Raw genomic sequence first — 15,681 nt, 5'->3', positions numbered from 1 at the left:
CCTCAGTAACGACCGTGCCGGCGCGGGAAGTAGTCCTGCAGATCGCCGTCCCGCTCGATGTCGACGGTCGCACAGTGCAGACCGCCGCCGAACGGGCCGACCGCCCGGAACGGCACCGGGACGATCTCGAAGCCGTAGGAGGCCAGCTGCTCCGACAGCCGGACCTCCTTCTCCTCGATGCACAGGGTGTTCTCGTCGATGTTCAGCATGTTCCCGGCGAGCCACGGGCTGCAGAACGACAGCTTCGGCGGGTGGTCCCAGCTGGCCGGCTGCACCGCCTCGATGATCTCCCAGTCGTTGAGCCGGAAGAACTCCATCAGCTCGGCGTCCGCGAGCCGCTCGCCGCAGTGCAGCACCAGGCCCGGGCGCAGCGGCACCCAGGTCGCGTCGATGTGCAGCGGGTGGGTGTTGGTGGAGGTGACCGCGTGGACCCGGTGGTCGGGGAAGTGGCGCTTGAGCCACTGGTAGCCGCTGCGGTTGGTGACGAAGGACAGCTGGACGAAGAGGTCCTTGCCGAAGCGGGCGACGTCGGCGGCGTCGAACAGCGGCTCCGCCTCGGTCAGCACCAGGTCGTAGTCGCGGACCCGGGCGAGCTGCTCCTCGGTCGGCAGGTCGTTGTAGGTGTCCCAGAACTTGGTGTTGTAAGAGGCGTCGGAGAGCCGCGGCTTGGGTGCGGCCTCCCAGCGCATGCGCTCGTCGGAGTCGAAGAGGTTCTGCAGCAGGGGCCGGTAGGCGAGGTACTCGTGGAAGCGGCTGCGGTAGGACATGGTCGCTTCCAGGACCTCGTTGCCGACGGTCAGCAGCAGGTCGCGCGGCGGCATGCAGCCGAACATGGAGTCCTGGGTCCAGTCGGGCGTGGAGACCTGCTGGTTGAAGTCGAGGGGGGTGGGGCGGTCCACCCTGATGCCCCGGCGGCGCAGCATCTCGGCGAAGTTGTCGAGCTGCTCATCGGCCTCGGCGACCATGTCCTCGGGCATCGGCCCGTAGGTGCCCAGGGGGAAGCCGTCCTCGGGGTAGTCCCGGCGTACCGCGGGCTCGGGTGCCTGGACCACGGTGCCCTCGGCCCGGCCGACGATCACGTGGCGCAGCGGGTCCCAGCCGTTCCAGGCGTTGACCCGGATCGGACGGGAGGAGGCGTCGGGAGTCTCATCGGTCGCGGCAGTCGTCTGCTCGGTCACGTAACAAGCCCTTCGTATCGGGATCACGTGGGTGCAGAGGCCTAACCTGCGGGTACTGCCCCGGAGGAGTCAAGGGTTGATCTCTATGCGGGACACTGAACGTCATCTTCCGGCCGAATGTCTAAACCTCTGGGACTCTTGGCGATCAGACGGGTAATCAGATGGGTACCCCCATAGCGAACTTGGAGACCTCATGGCCATTCGCATGTCCTATCGCCCCCTTGTCCTCACGTTTCTCCTGTCTCTCGCCGCCACCGGCTGTAGCTCCGGATCGGGTGGCGGCTCCGAGTCGGGCGGCAAACTGACGGTGTGGCTGGCCGTGGACGCCCAGGACAGTTGGCCGCAATTGGTCCAGTCCACCAATGAGCGTTTCGCCCAGGCCCACCCCGGGGTCTCGGTGGACGTCCAGTACCAGCAGTGGACGACGAAGAACCAGAAGCTGGATGCCGTCCTGGCCGGGAAGAACGTTCCCGACGTGGTCGAGATGGGCAACAGCGAGACCACCAACTACATCATCAACGGCGCCTTCTCCCCCGTTGACCCGGCGCGCTTCGACCAGTCGGAGGCCTGGCTGCCGGCGCTGGCCGATGCCTGCCGGGCCGATGGCAAGACCTACTGCGTGCCGTACTACGTCGGGGCCCGGATCGCGGTCTACCGCACCGACCAGTTCACCCGTGCGGGTGTGACCGGCGCTCCGAAGACCTATACCGAACTGCTCAACTCGCTGGACCGTCTGAAGAGCACCTACGGCGCCGAGGACCCCAACTACTCGGCGCTCTACATGCCCGGCCGCTACTGGTACGCGGCGATGGCCTTCGTGAAGGACGCGGGCGGCGAGATCGCGGTGAAGGAGGGCGACAAGTGGAAGAGCACCCTGTCCTCGCCGGCGTCCATGGCCGGGCTCACCGAGTGGAAGCGGTTGATCGACACCTACTACGTCGGTGACCGGGCCAAGGACAACAGCGACCAGCCGCAGGTGGTCGGCCAGGGCAAGGTCGGCGTCTTCTACGGCAACACCTGGGAGGCGACCGCCGCCGCCGACGAGCGCTCCGGCGGCGACCCGAAGCTGAAGGACAAGTTCGACACCTTCCCCTTCCCCGGCCCGTCCGGCAAGCTCCTGCCGCCGTTCCTCGGCGGCTCCACCCTGGCGGTGCCGGCCAAGTCGACGCGCAAGGACCTGGCCGCCGACTGGATCAAGATGTTCACCGACCGGGAGTCGCAGAAGGCCCTGATCGCCGTGAACACCCTGCCGAACAACACCAACCAGCTGACCGAGGTCGCCTCGGGCGGCATCAACGGCCCGGCGGCCCAGGCGGCGGCGACCGGCGGCTGGATGACCCCGTTCGCGCCGGGCTGGACCTCGGTGGAGAAGTCCAACATCCTCCAGGAGATGCTGGAGCGCATCTCCAACGGCAAGCAGTCGGTGCAGGACGCCACCCGTGAGGCGGACAAGCGGATCAACGAAGTGATCAATGAGCGCTGACCGGGGCCGGCGGCGGCGGCGTCCGACGCTGCTGCCGTACCTGCTGATCGGCCCCACCGTCCTGGCGATGGTCCTGGTGCTCGGCTACCCGCTCGTGGACATGGTCGTGCTCGCCTTCCAGGACATGACCCGCGAGCAGCTCTTCAGCGGCGACTCCCCGCCGTGGGCCGGGCTGGACCAGTTCAGCAGGATCTTCGGCGACGGATTCTTCTGGACGGTGCTGGGCCGCACCATCCTGTTCACCGCGGTGTGCGTCGTCCTCACCGTGGCCTTCGGGCTGTTCACGGCGCAGCTGATGCACCGGGTCTCGCCCTGGGTGCGCGCCGTCATCGCCGGCGTGCTGGTCACGGTGTGGGCGATGCCGGCCATGGTGGCCGCGTCGATCTTCCGCTGGCTCTTCGACTCCGACTACGGCGTGGCCAACTGGGTGCTCTCCAACCTGCCGGGGGTCGACATGGCCCACCACAACTGGTTCGTCAACCCCTGGCAGGGGTTCTCGGTCATCGTCGCGGTGGTGGTGTGGGGCTCGCTGCCGTTCGCCGCCATCACCCTGCGGGCCGCGCTGGCGCAGGTCCCGCCCGAACTGGAGGAGTCCGCGGTCCTGGACGGCGCCAAGCCGTTCCAGGTCTTCCGGCACGTCACCGTCCCGGTGATCAAGCCGGTGCTGCTGATGGTCACCACGCTGACCGCCATCTGGGACTTCGGCGTCTTCAACCAGATCTGGCTGATGCGCGGCGGCCAGCCCGAGCGGGAGTACTACCTGCTGGGCGTCTACTCCTTCATCGAGTCCTTCGCGGTGAACCGGTACAGCGCCGGCGCCGCGATCGCGGTCGTGACCGTCGTGCTGCTGCTCGCCGGCTCGGTCGTCTACCTGCGTCAGATGCTCAGAACGGGAGAGCTCGAATGAGGCGACAGCGGTCGCTGGGCCGCGATCTGCTCGGACTGCTCGTCGCCGCGGTGATCGGCTTCCCCGTCTACTGGATGGTGCTCACCTCGTTCCGGCCGGCCAACGAGATCCTCAGCCTGCCGCCGAAGTTCTGGCCGGGCCGTCCCACGCTCGCCAACTTCTCGCGGGCGCTGAACTCGGAGACCTTCTGGGAGAACGTCCGCTCCAGCGTCGTCATCGGCATCGGCACCGTCCTGGTGTCGCTGGTGATCGGCACGCTCGCGGCCTTCGCCCTGGCCCGTTTCCGCTTCACGGGCCGCAAGGCCTTCGTCGTGGTGATCCTCATCGTCCAGATGGTGCCGCTGACGGCCCTGGTCATCCCGCTGTACCTGCTGCTGAACGACGCCGGGCTGACCGACAGCCTCACCGGGGTGATCATCACCTATCTGGTGTTCACGCTGCCGTTCACGGTCTGGATGCTGCGCGGCTTCATCGCCGGGGTGCCCGTGGAACTGGAGGAGGCGGCCATGGTCGACGGCTGCGGCCGGCTCGGCGCGTTCCGCCGGGTGGTGCTCCCGCTGCTCGCACCCGGCATCGTCGCCACCTCGGTCTTCGCGCTCGTCCAGGCGTGGAACGAGTACGTGCTCGTCTACATCCTGCTCTCCACCCCGGAGAAGCAGACCGTCAGCATCTGGCTGGTCTCCTTCCAGACCAGCTTCGGGACCGACTACGGCGGGCTGATGGCGGGTGCCTCGCTCACCGCCCTGCCCGTCGTCATCTTCTTCCTCGTCATTCAGCGCCGGATCGCCTCAGGCCTCGCCGCCGGAGCGGTCAAGGGCTGAACCAACCCTCACTCGAAACACCCGGCTCCCCCGGTCGCACCCCGTTCACGTCCACAGGAGGACTCTGTGACGCACGACCGTCTCGATCTCGTCTCCAAGCTCTACCAGCCATCGGGCTGGCCCCGAATACTTCAAGCGGCCGGAGGGGCGGCGTCGGACGCCCCGCTGGTCGTGGACCTCGACCCGACGACCTTCTGCGATCTCGCCTGCCCCGAGTGCATCAGCGGGAAGCTGCTCAACCAGGGCCGGTTCACCCCCGAGCGGCTCGCCGCGCTCGCGGAGGAACTGGTCTCCATGTCCGTCCGCGCCGTGGTCCTCATCGGGGGCGGCGAACCGCTCGCCCACCGGGGCACCCGCCGGGTCCTGCGCATCCTCGGCGAGGCCGGCCTGGCCATCGGGGTCGTCACCAACGGCACCATGATCGACAAGAACCTCGACGAACTCGCCGCCTACGCCTCCTGGGTCCGCGTCTCCATGGACGCGGGCACCTCGGAGACGTACGGCCTCTTCCGCCCCGACCGCAAGGGCCGCAGCGTCTTCGACAAGGTGGTCGCCAACATGCGGCTGCTCGCCGAGGCGAAGACCGGCGCGCTCGGCTACTCGTTCCTCGTCATGACCCGCCAGGAGCGTGACGGGCGGATCGTCAGCAACCACACGGAGGTGCTCCAGGCGGCCGAACTCGCCCACGACATCGGCTGCGACTACTTCGAGACCAAGGCGATGTTCGACGAGGAGCACCACGTCATCCAGGTCTCCCAGGACCTCCTCGACTCGGTCGACAGCCAGCTCGCCGAGGCCGCCCGGCTGGAGAGCGACACCTTCCAGCTCATCAACTCCTCGACGCTCACCTCGCTGCGCCGGCACACCGGGCCGGTCCAGCCCAAGGACTACCACCGCTGCGCGATCGCCGAGCTGCGCACCCTGGTCACCCCGTCCGGGGTGTACATCTGCTCCTACCACCGGGGCAACCCGCTGGCCCGGATCGGCGACGCCGTCACCGACAGCCTGCCCGACATCTGGAAGACGTCGGACCGCGGCATCGTCGACCCGAGCCGGGACTGCCGCTTCCACTGCGCGCGGCACCGTTCCAACCTGGAGCTGGAGCAGATAGCACAAGGAACGGGCGCAGTCCCCCCTGGAGAGGACTACGACCCGTTCCTGTGACCGTGGCCGCGGTCGTCGTCAGCCGGTGCTGACGACGGCCCGGTCCCCCGCCCGGGCACTCCGGCTCCCCGGAGCCGCCCGGGCGGGGATCACGCGTGCCCCGGGGAAGGGTCCGCGCAGCGCGTCGGCGAGCCGCGCCGCCACCCCGGGCAGGTCGGCCGCGGGGCAGACGCCGACCAGTGAACCGCCGCCGCCGGCGCCGCTGAGCTTGAGCGGCAGTGCGGCGGACCGCAGGGCCAGCGCCCGCAGCTCCTCCAGGAGCGGGGTCGACATGCCCTGGAAGTCACGCATCGCCGCGTGCGCCCGGCTCATCGCCTCCCCCAGCGCCTCGTGGTCGTGCCCGCGCAGCGCCGCCCAGGCGGCGCCCGACGCGCGGTCGGCCTCCGCCCGGTAGGCGGCGAGGCCGGGGTCGCCGGCCGCGAGCTGCGCCCGCACCGTGCGGATGTGGTCGGCGGTGTTCTTCCGGGTGCCGGAGTCCACCACGACCACCCCCCAGTCCGCCGGGAACTCCAGCCGCTCCCGGACCACCGGCAGGCCGCGCTCACGGCCGTCGATCAGCAGGGCGCCGCCCTCGGCGACGGCGAGGTGGTCCATGCCGCCGCCGTTGAAGCGGGCGAACTCGAACTCGTACGCCCACTCGACGAGGACGGCGTCCGGCGTCCGGTCCGGCCCCGCCGCCTCGACCGCCTGCGCGAACGCCCGGAACAGCGCCACGATCAGGGCCGTGGACGAGGACAGCCCGCTGGCGGCGGGCGCCTCGCTGCCGATGCGCACGGCCGGCGGGGGGCCGGCCGCCCCGGGCAGCCGCTCGCCCAGGAACGCCCACACCTGCTCCGGCCAGTCGCCGTCCGTGCTGTCGGGCGGTGCCCCCACCGTGGTGGGCAGGACCTCCACCGTGGTCGGCAGGTCGAGGGCCAGGCTGACCGAGCGGCCGTCGCCCAGCCAGTCCAGGTCCTCCCCCGACAGACACGCCCGGCACGGCACCGCGACGCGGATCACTTGCTCTTCGCTCACCTTGCCCGAAACCTCCCGTCGGTGCGGAACTCGCGGTACATCTCCAGTACGACCCGCGTGGGCGGGTGCAACGGTGCCGGCGGATCGTCGAGGGGCCGGAACTCCGCCCGGCGCACCTCGTCCGCCCCCGGGGAGAGCTCCCCCGACCAGCGCCGGGCCTCGAAGCACAGCGCGAAGCAGTGGTTGACGTCCCCGTTCGGGTACGTCACCGTGTGCACGGCCGGGTCGGACAGCGAGCCGAAGGCGACCAGGTCCTCCTTGGCGACCCGCAGCCCGGTCTCCTCCGCCACCTCCCGGACGGCGGCGTCGGCGAAGCCCCCGTCCTCCTCGCAGGCGCCCGCGGGAAGCTCCCACACGCCGTTGTCGGCCCGCTGCTGGAACAGCCCCCGGCCCGCCCCGTCGATCAGCAGGACCTGAGCGCCCGGAACCAACAGCCGTCTGCCGCCGACCTTCTGACGCAGCGACCAGACGTACGACCCGACATAGCCCATGCCGGCACCCCCTCCTCCGACATCCGCCCCCACGGCGGACGTCACGGGGTCACACACTGTCACGCGCGGTCCTCGGCGAGCCAGCGCGGCACCGCCTCCGGCGTCCGCTCCAACCAGCGCACATAGCGGTCGACGCCCTCCGCGACGCCGATCCGGGCCTGCCAGCGCAGCAGCTCCCGGGCCCGCTCGGTGGAGGCGTACCCGCCGAGCGGGTCGCCCTCGGGGCGCGGGGTGAGGATCCGCTCCGCGTCCGGGAAGTAGGGCATGAGCAGGTCCGCGACCTCCCGCACCGCCGTCGGACGCCCGGTCCCCACGTTCACCGTCCGGCCCGCCATCCCCTCCTCGACGAGGGCCAGCGCGGTCGCCTCGGCCACGTCCTGGACGTGGATCATGTCGCGCACCTGGACGCCGCCGCCGTTCAGGCGCATCGGGCGGCCGAGCTTGGCCTGGAGCGACAGCCAGGGAACCATCCAGGAGTGGCTGCCCGGCTTCGGGATCTGCGGGTCCCCGTAGACGGAGAAGTAGCGCACGATCGCGAACTCGGCCCCCGCCGCCGGCCCGAGCATCAGCCGGGTCTGGTGCTCCGCCCACAACTTGCCGTTGGCGTACACCGACAGCGGGAAGAGCGCCTGGTCCTCGTGGAACATGTGCGGTCCGGGCGAGTCGGTGGGGCCGTCGCCGTACACCGACGCGGAGGAGACCAGCACCAGCCGGCGCACCCCCGTCCGGGCCAGCTCCTCCAGGATGACCTGGGTGCCCTGCACATTCGCCCGGAAGGCGACGTCGGGGTCCCGGGTGCAGGCGGCGACGTCCGCGTAGGCGGCGGCGTGGACCACGTAATCGGCGTCCCGGAGCAGCCCGGCGACCACCTCGCGGTCGCAGACGTCCCCGACGACCAGCCTGGCCCCGGTCTTCTCCACTCCGAATATCTCGTGCCCGTTCTCGGGGTAGGCGTCCATCCGGTCCAGGACGGTCACCTCGGCACCGACCTTGCACAGCAGGGCGGTGAGGCGGCTTCCCACCAGGCCCCCGCCTCCCGTCACGAGGATGCGGGAGTCGCGAAGCCTCTCCAGCCGTGCCTCGACGCTCTCACCCCCGTCGGTTCCGGCTTCGTTCAACGGCGCGTGCGATCCAGCGGACATAGGGGTTCCCTCCGTTAAGACGGCGAACTCTCAACTCTCAGCCATCAACTCTCAAAACACGCTCACACACAGCCACACGCTTCACACGCAAGGTGGTGTGCCAGTCCAGCATCCTTGGGACACCAACCGTTACACCAGTGCTAATTCGGCACTCTTGCCAGCGTCCGGCGTGATCCGTACTGTCCGGAATCGATGGCACCCGCAGTAGCCGATAGCGACACGAGTGCCACCAAGTCCCCCACACCCCATCGGAAAGAGGGAAACCACGTGACGCGCCATCAGCTCAGCGGGGTGGTCATGACCCACCCCAAGCGCCGGCACGCCGCCGAGCGGATGGCCATGGCCGCACCTCCGGGCGCGCTGCGCGTCGTCATGGACCCGGACCCGACCGGCACTCCCTCGGTGCTGCGCACGGCGCTCGCCGCCTGGGACTCCGTCGAGGACGGCGCCACCCACCAACTCGTGGTCCAGGACGACATGCTGTTGTCCGAATCGTTCTTCGAGCGGGTCCACCTCGCCATCGAGGCGATGCCGGACGCGGCGCTGGCGCTGTTCGCGCTGTGGGACTCCCGCAACGGGGCCGCGATCCGCTTCGGCGCCATGGCCGGCGCCCGCTGGGTCGGCGCGGTCAACGAGTACTTCCCGTGCGTCGCGATCGTACTTCCCCGGCCCGTCGCCGAGGGCTTCGTCCGCTACGGCCGCGCGCGCCTCGGCGGCTGGCCCGACGACATCCTGATGCACCGTTACCTGACCGACCTCGGCGTCCCCCGCTACGTCTCCGTCCCCAACCTCGCCGAGCACCAGGACCACGGCTCGATCTCGGGCAACGCCTTCCGCGGCCCGCGCCGCTCGGTCTGCTTCCTGCCCGGCGACCGCCCCGGCGACGAGGCGCTGAACCTGACCGGCCTGCGGGTCCTGCCGTTCTTCAAGTACGGCGTCGCGCGCTGCACGGTGCGGGTCGACGGCCCCGGCCCCGAGCGCTGGCTGCACATGGACTGCGAGCAGTACCTGCGCGGCCTGGAACTGCCCCGCACCCTGCTCGCACCGCCCGCAGGCCCGGAGTCCGGCGCGTCCGACGTCCGGGGCACCTGGCTCACCGCCCTCGCCATGGGCCACGAGGCCGCCCGCCTCGGCCTGGCCCCCGACGGCTCCGCACCCGCCGTGCGGCCCGAGGTGTACGCCGAGGCGATCGCGACCATCGGCGCCGGCGGCATCAGCAACACCAGCACCGAGGAGCGGATCGCCGAACGCCGCGAGGTCCTGGCCGCCGTCGCCCGGCGCGCCCTGGCCGCCGGCCACGAGGCCGCCGCCGGTCCGTCCCCCCGCCGCCCCCGGCGCCCCGCCGGCCTCACCGTACGCGGCGGCGCCTCACCGCTCGGCGAGCACCTCGCCCGCCGCCTCACCGACCTGGCCGGCCCCGACGCCCCGCTCGACGCCGTCCTCGACCTGACCGGCCTGCGCGAAGGCGCCCCCGAGCGCACGTTGACGATCAGTCTGCCCGACGACCCGCGTCCCTACACCCTCACCGTCGGCGAGGTCTACGGCCCCGGCTGCTCCCGCGACACCCTGATCGGCCGGATGGTGTGGGACGCCCTGCGCAGCCTCCCGATGACGGTCCCGGGCGCCCCCGACACCGAGATCCACCCCGTCTACGTCGACGACCTCGCCGACGCCGTCCTCACCGTCCTCCGCACCCGCCCCGCCCCCCGCACCCTCACCGTCGCCCCCGAAGAGCCCACCACCCTCGCCGACCTCGCCGGCACCATCCACACCGCCGTCCGCCCCGTCCCCATCCACCCCGCCCCCACCCCCGCACCTCCGGCCACCACCCAGCCCTTCCCCGCCACCACCCCCCGCCCGCCCACCTGGACACCCACCACCCCCCACCCCAAGGGCCTCCACTCCTACTCGCAGTGGCTCGCCTACGAGGGCACCCTCCTCACCGTCGTCTGACCGGCCCGCAGCCGGCGCCGACACGACCGCGGGCCGGGCGAGAACGCCCGGCCCGCGGCCAACTGCCCTGCCCTGCCCTGCCTTACCCGGAGGATCAGCAGGAGATCCCGGAGCCCGTCGGCACCCCGAGGGTCTGCGTGAACGCCTTGTACCGGTTGACCCGGCTCTCGACCTGGCGCGGGTTCTTGCCGTCACACTCCAGCGCACCGTTGATCGAGCGGATCGACTGCCCGAAGCCCGCGCCGCTGATCATGGCGTCGTGCCCGGTGATCGGGCCCGGCCCGGCCTGGGTGTTCCAGTACCACAGGGCCGTCATCATCGCGACGGCCGGATCGGTCTCCACCAGCCACGGGTTGTTCAGCAGGTCGATGCCGAGGAAGTCACCCACCCGCTTGTAGTTGTAGTTCCAGCTCAGCTGGATCGGCCCGCGCCCGTAGTACGCCGCCTGTCCGGCCGGGCAGCCGTAGGGCTGGTCGGCGTCGCAGTAGTGCGGGTAGTTCGCCTCGTTGACCTCCTTGATGTAGTACAGCCCGGCGGTCTCGTGGCTGATGTTGGCGAGGAAGGCCGCGGCCTCCTGCCTGCGCATCACGCTGTCACCGGTGTGCGCGAACGCGGGAAAGGCGTCCATGGCGTCCACCAGGCCCTGGTACGTGTAGGCCGGATTCCGGTTCGGGAACATCTGGTTGAACTGGGCCTCGCTCACCACGAAGCTGTTCGGATACGGGTTGCCACCGGTTCCGCAGGTGTACGGAGCCCAATAGTACGTGCTCACCGCGGGGTTGTATCCGGGGTTGTCGCGCTGGGCGACGTAGATCTTGCCGTCGGTGTACTTGACGATGTCGCGCGCCTGGTAGTTGGCGCCCTGCGACCAGCTGGGCGCAATCTCGCATTCGTCCGCCGACGTGGGGGCGGCGGTAGAAGCCGCAGCCGGTACGAGTGCCGTGGCGGCCAGAGTCCCTGCCGCCATCAGACCGACCAGCAGCGCCTTCACACGAGTTCTGAGCACGAGCTTCCCTTTCGTGCACCACGGACACGCCGAACAGGACCCGGTGGGGGCCGGGCCCGCCGACAGACGCCGTGCAGGAGGATGTTGGCGCACACTGAACCGCCCCGCGTTCACCCCGGTCAACCCCCGACCGAACACGTTTTGCACGGCGCAACGACTTCCCCGCCCCATTGAGGGGGAAGACAACTCGGCACTAATGTCGGACTGTTGACGGCAACTCGGATCAATCGGGTGCGCATCGATCCCGCGCGTATTCACTCCCCTGCGCACACGGCCACCCCGGTCCGGCTGAAACCCTCCGAGCCGGGCAGCCGGGAACTACCGTGGTGCAGGACTCGCGAGATGGATCGCCGTGATCGTCGCCGCGGCGTCGAAGCCGAGGACCGGATCGGGCCGGTCGGAGAGCAGGCTGGCGTAGAGCGGGCGGTAGTGGGCGACCTTCCGCCCGGTTCGGCCGTCGTTGCCGAATGCGGCCACCAACTCGCCACCCCTGGCGGCGAATCCGGTCATGGCAGTGTGGTCGATCCACATCTCCACACCGGAGCGGCCGAACACCAGGCTGCTCTCCTTGCTGCTGGAGCCGGTCAGCCAGCTGCTGCGCAGCCGGGCCGTGCCGTCCTCACCTCGGGAACGGAACGCCACCGTGCACCACGCGCTTGCGCCGCCGTCGAGCTGTCGGGCGGAGGTGAGCTCGGTGAGTTCGACGAAGCGGGTGAGCATACTGAGCTGGTTCACCCCCGAGTCCGTCCAACTGGACACGTACGAGGCGAAGGCCTCAGGACCCCGCAGGACGTAGGGGTCGTAGAACGCCGACGTGACGGCCGTGACCGGTCCCCATTCCGGGTGCGCGGCGATCAGCTCGGCCGCCCAGTCCACCTCGGGGGAGAACGCGAAGTGGTGTGCCGTGAACACACGCTCCCGGACGCCGGTCTCGCCGTCCAGGTCGCGCAGCCCGGCGAGCGAGGCGAGATCGTGAACGAGGGGCTTCTCCACCAGGATCCTGGCCTTCGACCGGGCGAGAGCCAGCACCGTCAGTTCGGCGTGGGTCTCCGTCGGGGTCGCGAGGACGAGCAGGTCCGGTCGGTGCGCATCGAGCGCCTCGGCGAGACTCCCGTAGTGGGACGGCGTGGCTCCTCGGAACACGACCGGCCCCGCCGGCCTGGGGTCGACCGTGAAGTCCAGCTCCGCGTCCGGCCGTTCCGCGAGCACGGCCAGGTGCGTCTCGGCGATGACGCCGACCCCGACCAGGCCGACCCGCACCGGCTCGACGCCAACGCGGTCAGTCATGAGTCTCTCCCTCCCGCCACTACGGCCCCGTTCCCCGGAACCCGGGTGCCTCTATCGTCGCGCGGCCACCTCGGCCCACCGGCCCAACGACACGGCCGGCCCGTCGACCCACTCGATCCCCGGGTCGTGCTCCGCCGCCCTCGGGACACCGTCGATCCAACTCGTCACGATCGGAACCCAATAGGTGTTGCCGCCCGACCTGCGGGTGCGCGCATCGAGTTCGACCCGCGTACGACGGGCGCCGTCGTGATCGCCGTCGAGCACCCCGAGCAGGATCTGAGCCACGTCGGCAAGATTGTGACCACCGCGGTAGCCGATGCCGTCCGCCAGCCGACGGGTGCCTCCGACAGCCTCCAGGGCGGCTCCGGCGTCACCGGCCACCGCGAGCGCGACCGCCTCCGCGGAACGGATCTTGACCAGTTCGACGGGGTTGGGCACCAGATCGAGCAGGTCCCGCGCCCGGGCCGCCGCCTCCGAGACCGGCGCCGTCGCACCGGACCAGCAGGCGGTCTGCGCCAGGTTGGCCAGCGCCTTCGCCTCGGCGGCGGCCAGGCCCTCGCGCCGGGCGAGGTCGATCGCCTCCGTGTACGAGGCGGTGGCTTCGTCGAAGCGGGCGTTGACCCGCCAGATGTGCCCGATCAGCCGAAGCCGTTCGCCCTCCGCCTCCGGCCCGCGGCCGCACTGCTCGCGCAGCAGGCCGAGCGCCGCACCGAACCGTCCGTTGAGGTAGTCGAAGTCGCAGAGCCAGTAGCGGGCCGCCGGATCGAACTCGCCTCCCACCAGGGCACGGTAGATCTCCGCCGCCTCGGTGTAGTCACCGTGGTTGCGCAGCGCGTGGGCGAGGTGGAGCCGCAGAAGTTGCGCCGTCGCACTGCCCTGCCGGACGCCCTCGCCCGCACCGGCGAGCAGCGACACGGCCTCCGCGGCCTGGCCGGTACGGCGCAGTTGAACACCCCGTATGGCGGCGAGAAGGGCACGGTACTCGGGCGTCGCGGCCCGTTCGGTGGTGAGCCCGGCGCCCAACTCGGACCACTGCCCGGCTTCGACGAGGCGCTGCGTGGCGCGGGCCATCCAGTCCTCGAAGACCCCGTGCGCGGCCGAGAGCCGGAGGCCCGACTCCAGGGCGTTGGCGATGGTGACCCGCCCCGCGGACGGCTCCAGGCGCTCACCCAGCCAGACGAGCATCCGGGCCGCGACCTCGGTGCGGTCGCGGTCGGACCACCCGTCCGGGAGTGTCCGGTCCGCCTCGCGGATGGCATGGCGCAGCGCCGCGTGCAGGGAATACGGCAGGGCGTAGGCGTCGTCGTGCATCAGGAACGGCCGGCGCAGGAACCGGGCCACGCTGCCGTCCGAGATGCCGGGCTGTCCGGCCCGCAGGAGTTCGGCCCCGACGCGGTCGGTGAGCGCCGCCGTACGGACGAGATCGCGTTCCTCCCGGGGCAGGTCCCGGATCGAGCGGGTGGCCACCGCCGTGAACGAGCCGCCGAAGTCCGCGGCCGACGGCCGGCCACCGCGGGCCAGGAGCGCCGCGAAGTGCGACACCGACAGGTCCAGGTACAGGGGCAGGCCCTGACCGCCGTCGATGATGCGCCGGCGGACCTCGTCCGTCATGGCGGGCTCGTGGTCGCGGACGAGCGCCTCGCGGAGGTAGCTGTCGGCGTCGGAGTCCGAGAGGTAGCCGACCAGGTGCTGCCTCGGCTCGACGGCGTCGTTGCTGAAGTGCAGATTGGGCCAGCACTGGGGACCGGTGAAGTCCAACTCGCCGCCGACACCCGTGTCCGCCCAGTCGATGCGGTTGCGGCCCGTGATCACGAACAGCACGTTGGGCATCAGGTAGGCACACCGCTGGATCAGCCGTTCCACCGTCCGGTCGGCGCCGCCGTTGACCACCTCGAACGTGTCGAGGAACACGCACACCGTCGGCCGCCGGGCCGGCCTGCCGCGGCTGGGCAGCTGGTCCAGGTCCCAGGCCAGCAGGTACGGGAAGTACGAGAGGGTCTCGTAGTCGGCCTCTGCTTCAACGAGTTCGGCGAACAGCTCGCAGTTGGCGAGCAGCCGCCCCTCACGCACCCGGTCACGCACGGCGCGGTAGGTGGCCAGGGCCGCACGGTGCGCCAGCCCCGCCAGGCCACCGAGCCCCGCCGGGTCGACCTGCCGCACGCTCTCGGCGATCTGGTCACCGAGGCCGACGCTGCGGGAGGCGCGGCGCAGCGCCGGCGACGAGTCCAGGAAGTCCTGGAGCGTCTCACCGGGGTGCGCGCGGACCCAGTACGAGGCGAGCGCCAGGTCGAAGGCCTGCCACCGGCTCCCCAGCTGTCCGAGCGCGGCCCGCAGGCGCATCACCAGGTTCTCGATGTCGCACGCGCCGTCCTCGGAGAGGTCGACCCGAACCGCCACGACGTCGTCGCCTCCCTCGGCGGCCGCGTCGGCGAGCAGCCGGCGCTCCAACTCCTGGGAGAGCGTCGTCTTGCCTATGCCGCCGACCCCGTAGAGCGTCAGGACGTTGCGCCGGCCCTGCACGCGGTCCACGACCGGCGAGACCTCGGCCTCGTCCAGCGTCCGGCGCAGGCTCTCCACCGACCGGTTGAACGCGGCCACTTCGTCGACCCGGTTGGTGAAGACCTGCTGCGCCGTGACGGTCGACGACAGCCCGCTCATGAACGCGGCCCGCAGGTTCACCCGTGCCATCCCGTCCCCTCTCCGCGCCGCCCGGGCGCTGCCCGATCCGCAGCACCCAGGAGGTATCCAAACTGAGATCCTGTCAGTTTCCGGACGGGCTCCACAAGCAGCCGACCGACCGCAGGACCTGCCCCGCCCACCCGTTCGACCGGCCCGCCTGTCCATTCGAGACTGATCGGCCATCAGAAGGGTCGGCGAGGTCGGCGTCGATACGAGCAGCCCCTGCGGCAGACACCCGGACCGGAGGATCGGCGGGCCACCCACATCACACCGGCAGCGGGGACAGCGGACCGGGGCGTGATCACCCTCGCGAACTCCGGCACGGCCTCACCCGACACCGGTGGTCGGGAACGCCACTTCGGCGTCGTCCTCGCAGGTCAGCGCTCCCGGCCGCGGGCCTTGAGGGGGATGTCGGGGAGGGTGGGGGCGTGGAGGCGGGGGCCGTCGTAGCCGTGGACCTGGCCGAAGCGGGTGCCGGTTTCCCAGTCGTTGCGGGCCTGGAGGATCTCGTCGCCGGTGCGGGCGATGAAGTTCCACCACATGACGAGTTTCTCGG

General features: G+C 70.8%; 13 protein-coding genes. 5 read left to right on the top strand and 8 right to left on the bottom strand.

What is annotated here, in order from left to right:
* Nucleotides 1-2: 2 nt before the first annotated feature.
* On the bottom strand, nucleotides 3-1,178 hold the full coding sequence (locus ACFZBX_RS18955) for a serine/threonine protein kinase (protein ID WP_391534880.1): 1,176 nt from the start codon (nucleotides 1,176-1,178) through the stop codon (nucleotides 3-5).
* A gap of 319 nt (nucleotides 1,179-1,497) precedes the next feature.
* Between ACFZBX_RS18955 and ACFZBX_RS18950 the strand changes: the two genes are divergently transcribed.
* The 4 genes from ACFZBX_RS18950 (at nucleotide 1,498) to ACFZBX_RS18935 (ending at nucleotide 5,553) form a co-directional block, all read left to right on the top strand.
* A complete protein-coding gene (locus tag ACFZBX_RS18950; protein ID WP_391534879.1) occupies nucleotides 1,498-2,661 on the top strand; it encodes an extracellular solute-binding protein in 1,164 nt (387 codons plus the stop codon).
* Nucleotides 2,651-3,568 (top strand): carbohydrate ABC transporter permease, encoded by a 918-nt coding sequence (locus ACFZBX_RS18945; protein WP_391534878.1) that lies wholly within the window; start codon nucleotides 2,651-2,653, stop codon nucleotides 3,566-3,568. Before ACFZBX_RS18950 ends, ACFZBX_RS18945 begins: the two co-directional genes overlap by 11 nt.
* The gene (locus ACFZBX_RS18940) at nucleotides 3,565-4,389 is read left to right on the top strand and encodes a carbohydrate ABC transporter permease (RefSeq protein WP_391534877.1); all 825 of its coding nucleotides are present in this window, start codon (nucleotides 3,565-3,567) and stop codon (nucleotides 4,387-4,389) included. The genes ACFZBX_RS18945 and ACFZBX_RS18940 overlap by 4 nt, the downstream gene beginning before the upstream one ends.
* Nucleotides 4,390-4,455: 66 nt before the next feature.
* Nucleotides 4,456-5,553, top strand: a complete 1,098-nt coding sequence (locus ACFZBX_RS18935) for a radical SAM protein (protein ID WP_391534876.1) — start codon at nucleotides 4,456-4,458, stop codon at nucleotides 5,551-5,553.
* Nucleotides 5,554-5,571: 18 nt separating this feature from the next.
* Here the strand turns inward: ACFZBX_RS18935 and ACFZBX_RS18930 are convergent, their stop codons facing one another.
* Genes ACFZBX_RS18930 through ACFZBX_RS18920 form a run of 3 tightly spaced genes read right to left on the bottom strand, consistent with a single transcriptional unit; the run spans nucleotide 5,572 to nucleotide 8,200 of the window.
* Complete coding sequence (locus ACFZBX_RS18930) at nucleotides 5,572-6,567, bottom strand: galactokinase (protein WP_391534875.1); 996 nt, start codon at nucleotides 6,565-6,567, stop codon at nucleotides 5,572-5,574.
* The gene (locus ACFZBX_RS18925) at nucleotides 6,564-7,058 is read right to left on the bottom strand and encodes an NUDIX domain-containing protein (RefSeq protein WP_391534874.1); all 495 of its coding nucleotides are present in this window, start codon (nucleotides 7,056-7,058) and stop codon (nucleotides 6,564-6,566) included. Before ACFZBX_RS18925 ends, ACFZBX_RS18930 begins: the two co-directional genes overlap by 4 nt.
* Before the next feature lie 59 nt (nucleotides 7,059-7,117).
* Nucleotides 7,118-8,200, bottom strand: a complete 1,083-nt coding sequence (locus ACFZBX_RS18920) for an NAD-dependent epimerase/dehydratase family protein (protein WP_391534873.1) — start codon at nucleotides 8,198-8,200, stop codon at nucleotides 7,118-7,120.
* Nucleotides 8,201-8,467: 267 nt separating this feature from the next.
* On the opposite strand from ACFZBX_RS18920, the gene ACFZBX_RS18915 reads away from it, so the two are divergent.
* Entirely contained in the window at nucleotides 8,468-10,153 is a 1,686-nt protein-coding gene (locus ACFZBX_RS18915) for a hypothetical protein (RefSeq protein ID WP_391534872.1), read from the top strand.
* Between the two features lie 94 nt (nucleotides 10,154-10,247).
* On the opposite strand, the gene ACFZBX_RS18910 is transcribed toward ACFZBX_RS18915, so the two are convergent.
* The 4 genes from ACFZBX_RS18910 to ACFZBX_RS18895 form a co-directional block, all read right to left on the bottom strand.
* On the bottom strand, nucleotides 10,248-11,159 hold the full coding sequence (locus ACFZBX_RS18910) for a glycoside hydrolase family 19 protein (protein WP_391534871.1): 912 nt from the start codon (nucleotides 11,157-11,159) through the stop codon (nucleotides 10,248-10,250).
* Nucleotides 11,160-11,477: 318 nt separating this feature from the next.
* Entirely contained in the window at nucleotides 11,478-12,446 is a 969-nt protein-coding gene (locus ACFZBX_RS18905) for a Gfo/Idh/MocA family protein (protein ID WP_391534870.1), read from the bottom strand.
* 51 nt (nucleotides 12,447-12,497) lie between these two features.
* A complete protein-coding gene (locus tag ACFZBX_RS18900) occupies nucleotides 12,498-15,134 on the bottom strand; it encodes a hypothetical protein (protein WP_391534869.1) in 2,637 nt (878 codons plus the stop codon).
* A 368-nt stretch (nucleotides 15,135-15,502) separates the two neighbouring features.
* Nucleotides 15,503-15,681, bottom strand: a 179-nt coding sequence (locus ACFZBX_RS18895) for a pirin-like C-terminal cupin domain-containing protein (RefSeq protein ID WP_391535034.1), incomplete at its 5' end; no start/stop codon positions are given.

Source organism: Kitasatospora sp. NPDC008115, from assembly GCF_042957205.1.
Classification (GTDB): domain Bacteria; phylum Actinomycetota; class Actinomycetes; order Streptomycetales; family Streptomycetaceae; genus Kitasatospora.
The sequence above is the reverse complement of the archived record's forward strand: the minus strand, read 5'-3'. Positions and strand labels throughout refer to the sequence as shown.